Below are 3484 nucleotides of genomic sequence, written 5' to 3'. Positions count from 1 at the left end.
GCGCAGCTCCGTCAGCCGCCGGATGTCGACCAGCAGCGCGGCCCGGTCGGCTCCCGTGCGCAGGTCGGGCAGCAGGCTCTGGCCTCCGGCCAGGACCCGGGCGCCGCGCGTCCCGGACAGCAGGGCCAGCGCCTCGTCGAGGCCGACGGGCCGGACGTAGTCGAACTCGGTGAGGATCACTGGGCTTCCCCTCTCAGGCGGCGCCAGACCTTCTCGGGGGTGAGGGGCATGTCGATGTGCCGGACGCCCAGATCGGCCAGGGCGTCGACGACGGCGTTGACGACGGCGGCGGCGGGCGGGACGGTCGCGATCTCGCCGGCGCCCTTGGCGCCGAGCGGGTTGTGCGGGCTGGGCGTGACGGTCTTGCCGAGCGTGAAGAACGGCACGTCGGCGGCGCGCGGCAGGGCGTAAGTGGTCAGGTCGGAGCTGATCAGCAGGCCCTGCTCGTCGTAGACGGCGGCCTCCATCAGCGCCTGGCCGAGGCCGTGCGTGATGCTTCCCTCGATCTGGCCGAGGACGATCTTGGGGTTGCCGATGTGCCCGGCGTCGTCGACGGCGGTGTAGGACACCACCTCCGTCTCGCCGGTCAGTTCGTCGACCTCGACGACCGCTACATGCGTCCCGAAGGGGAAGTTGAAGTCCGGCGGGTCGAAGTGGGTGGTCTCGTCGAGGGCGGGCTCGATCTCGGCGGGCAGTCCCCAGCCGTACCACATGGACATCGCCAGCTCGGCGAAGGTCTTGGTGTTCTGCTCGTTGCCCTCTTCGTGGACCCGGCCGCCTTCGTAGACGACCTTGTCCTCGGGAACCCCGAGGAAGACGGCGCCGGCCCGGATCAGCTTGCTCTTGATCTTGCGGGCGGTGAGGGCGACGGCGGGTGCGGCCATGCTGTAGGAGCGGGACCCGTAGGTGCCCTGCCCGTACGGGGCCTTCTGGGTGTCGCCTTCCAGGACCTGGACGGTGTCCGGATCGATGCCCAACTCGTCGGCGGTGACCTGGGCGAAGACCGTGGCGTGGCTCTGGCCGGTGGAGGCGGAGCCCACGGTGACGGTGACCTCGCCGGTCGGGTGGACGCGGATGTTCGCGCTCTCCCAGGTGCCGCCGAGCATGCCCTCCTGCGACATCCGGGTGGAGGGGCCGACCCCGCAGATGGCGACGTAGGTGGCGAGACCGACACCGAGGCGCTTGCCGCGGGTGCGGGCCTCCGCCTTGCGGGCGGGCATGTCGGCGTAGCCCGACAGCTCGATCGCCTTGTCGAAGTTCAGCTGGTAGTTCCCGGAGTCGTAGGTCCAGCCGAGGCCGTTGTCGTACGGGAACTTCTCCTTCGGCACCAGGTTCTTGCGGCGGACGGCCGCCGGGTCCATACCGATCTCGGAGGCGTACCGGTCGACGAGGCGCTCCATGAGGAAAGCGGCCTCGGCGCGTCCGCTGCCACGCTGGGCTCCGAGCGAAACGGTGTTGGTGAAGGCGGCGTAGACCTCGCAGAAGGCGGCGTCGATGTCGTACATGCCGCTGATGGAGCGGCCCATCAGGGCGGTGGCGACCCCCGGGCCGATCGTGGAGGGGTACGCGCCGAGGTTGGCGTAGCTGGTACAGCGCACCGCGGTGATCCGGCCGTCGCGGGTGCCGGCGAGCGTCACGTGCTGGCGGTGGTCGCGGCCCTGGACGGTGGAGTTCATCAGCCCGGTGCGGGTGTCCACCCACTTCACGGGCCGGCCCAGCGCTTTGGACAGCAGCAGCACCAGTGCCATGTCGGGATACAGGTAGCCCTTGGTGCCGAAGCTGCCGCCGACGGTCGGGGCGATCACCCGGAGCTTGTTGAAGGGGATGCCGAGGACCAGCGCCGACAGCAGGAAGCGGTGGTTGTGCGGGCCCTGGGTGGAGGCGTGGAGCGTGTACTCGCCGGTGGCCGCGTTGTAGTCGCCGACCGCGCCGCGCGGCTCGATGGGGCTGTTGATGGTGCGCTGGTTGACCAGGTCGAGCTCGACGGTGACCTCGGCCTCGGCGATGGCCGCGTCGGTGCGGTCCTTGTCGCCGCAGGTCCAGTACGCGTTCAGGTTGCCCGGGACGGCCTCGTGCAGCTGGGGCGCCCCCTCGGCGAGCGCCTCGTCGGCGCGGGTGACCACGGGCAACGGCTCGTACGTGACGGCGATGGCGGCGAGCGCCGCGGTGGCCTGGCGCGGGGTCTCGGCGACGACCACGGCGATCGGGTCGCCCACGTGCCGCACGGTGTCGCCGGTGAGGACCGGGCGGGCGCCGGGAAGTCCGTAGGGGTGGGGCGGGAAGTGGCTCTCGACGCCGCCGGGGATCCAGATGCAGGGCAGCGGCATGACGTCGGTGTAGTCGGCGGCGGTGGCCACCTTGAGCACGCCGGGCAGCTGCTCGGCGGCCTTGGTCTCGATGGAGAGGATCTTCGCGTGCGCCACCGGGCTGCCCAGGATGGCCATGTGGGCGGTGCCCGGCAGGTCGATGTCCGCCACGTACGTGGCCTCGCCGCGCAGCAGCTGCGGATCCTCGCGGCTGTCCAGCGGCTGCCCGAGGACTCCGCTCCCCGTGGCCGGGGCCTCCCCCGTCACTGCGGTCATGTCCCTCACACCTCCTGTCCGGCAGCTATGGACGCGGCGACGGCGGCGGGCTCGGACGAGCCTGCGGGCGCCTCGGCGCGGGCGGCCGCGCAGGCGCGCTGCACGCCCCGTACGACGCTGTGGTAGCCGGTGCACCGGCACAGGTTGCCGGTGAGCCACTCGCGGATCTCGGGTTCGGTGGGGGCCTCGCCGCCGGCGGTGGCGTCGACGAGTTCGCCGAGGGCCATGACCATGCCGGGGGTGCAGAAGCCGCACTGGGTGCCGTGCTCCTGGCGCAGTGCCTCCTGGAGGCCGGAGAGTTCACCGCCGCGGGTGGTCTCGCCCTCGATGGTGGCCACCTCACCGCCGGCGGCGGAGGCGGTGAGGACCAGGCAGCTCTTGACGGACCTGCCGTCGAGGCGGACGACGCAGGTGCCGCACTGGCCGGTGTCGCAGCCGACCTTGGTGCCGGTCAGCCCGAGGCCGTCGCGGAGCCGTTCCACGAGCAGTTCGTTCGGCTGCGCCGAGAACTGCTCGGGTCTTCCGTTCACATTCAGTGTGATATCCATGCCAGCGCCTGCGCTTCCGTGAGCGGCCGGTTGAAAAGGGGCCCGCCGGGCTGTTGGAGAATTCCTCCGGAGTGCAACGGGCCGGTGTCCACGGGTGCGAATCCCAGATCCGTGATGATTCCCGCGACGATTTCCTTCGATTTCACGTCGTCGCCCGCGGTGAAATGTGCCAGGCGCTCTCCGGGTGCGGCGCCGGCGACGGCGAGGGTTTCGAAATGCATGGTGTTCAGGGATTTGACGACTTGGGCATCGGGGTACCACTCGGCGACCAGGTCGCTGGAGCCGCGCCCGCCGAGGTCGGCGGGGGTGCCGGGGCCGCCGAACGCGTTCGTGGCGTCCACCAGCACCTTGTCC

Annotated in this window: 4 protein-coding genes; all 4 read right to left on the bottom strand. The window is 71.1% G+C overall.

Annotated features, from left to right (window positions below):
- Window positions 1-180: FAD binding domain-containing protein (locus tag ACWGIU_RS33085; protein ID WP_453711801.1), on the bottom strand; the 180-nt coding region annotated here is incomplete at its 3' end.
- Window positions 177-2582, bottom strand: a complete 2406-nt coding sequence (locus tag ACWGIU_RS33080) for a xanthine dehydrogenase family protein molybdopterin-binding subunit (protein WP_453711800.1) — start codon at window positions 2580-2582, stop codon at window positions 177-179. The genes ACWGIU_RS33085 and ACWGIU_RS33080, both read right to left, overlap by 4 nt.
- Before the next feature lie 5 nt (window positions 2583-2587).
- Complete coding sequence (locus ACWGIU_RS33075) at window positions 2588-3130, bottom strand: (2Fe-2S)-binding protein (protein WP_453711799.1); 543 nt, start codon at window positions 3128-3130, stop codon at window positions 2588-2590.
- On the bottom strand, window positions 3115-3484 hold a 370-nt coding region (locus tag ACWGIU_RS33070), incomplete at its 5' end, for an NADPH-dependent F420 reductase (RefSeq protein WP_453711798.1). The genes ACWGIU_RS33075 and ACWGIU_RS33070, both read right to left, overlap by 16 nt.

Source organism: Streptomyces sp. NPDC054840, assembly GCF_053611065.1.
Note: the sequence above shows the minus strand (reverse complement) of the source record. Positions and strands in the feature narration are given on the sequence as shown.

Excerpts from the sequence above, each read along its gene's own strand:
- ACWGIU_RS33080 (WP_453711800.1), bottom strand. The coding sequence starts at position 2,582 with ATGACCGCAGTGACGGGGGAGGCCCCGGCCACGGGGAGCGGAGTCCTC.
- ACWGIU_RS33075 (WP_453711799.1), bottom strand. The coding sequence starts at position 3,130 with ATGGATATCACACTGAATGTGAACGGAAGACCCGAGCAGTTCTCGGCG.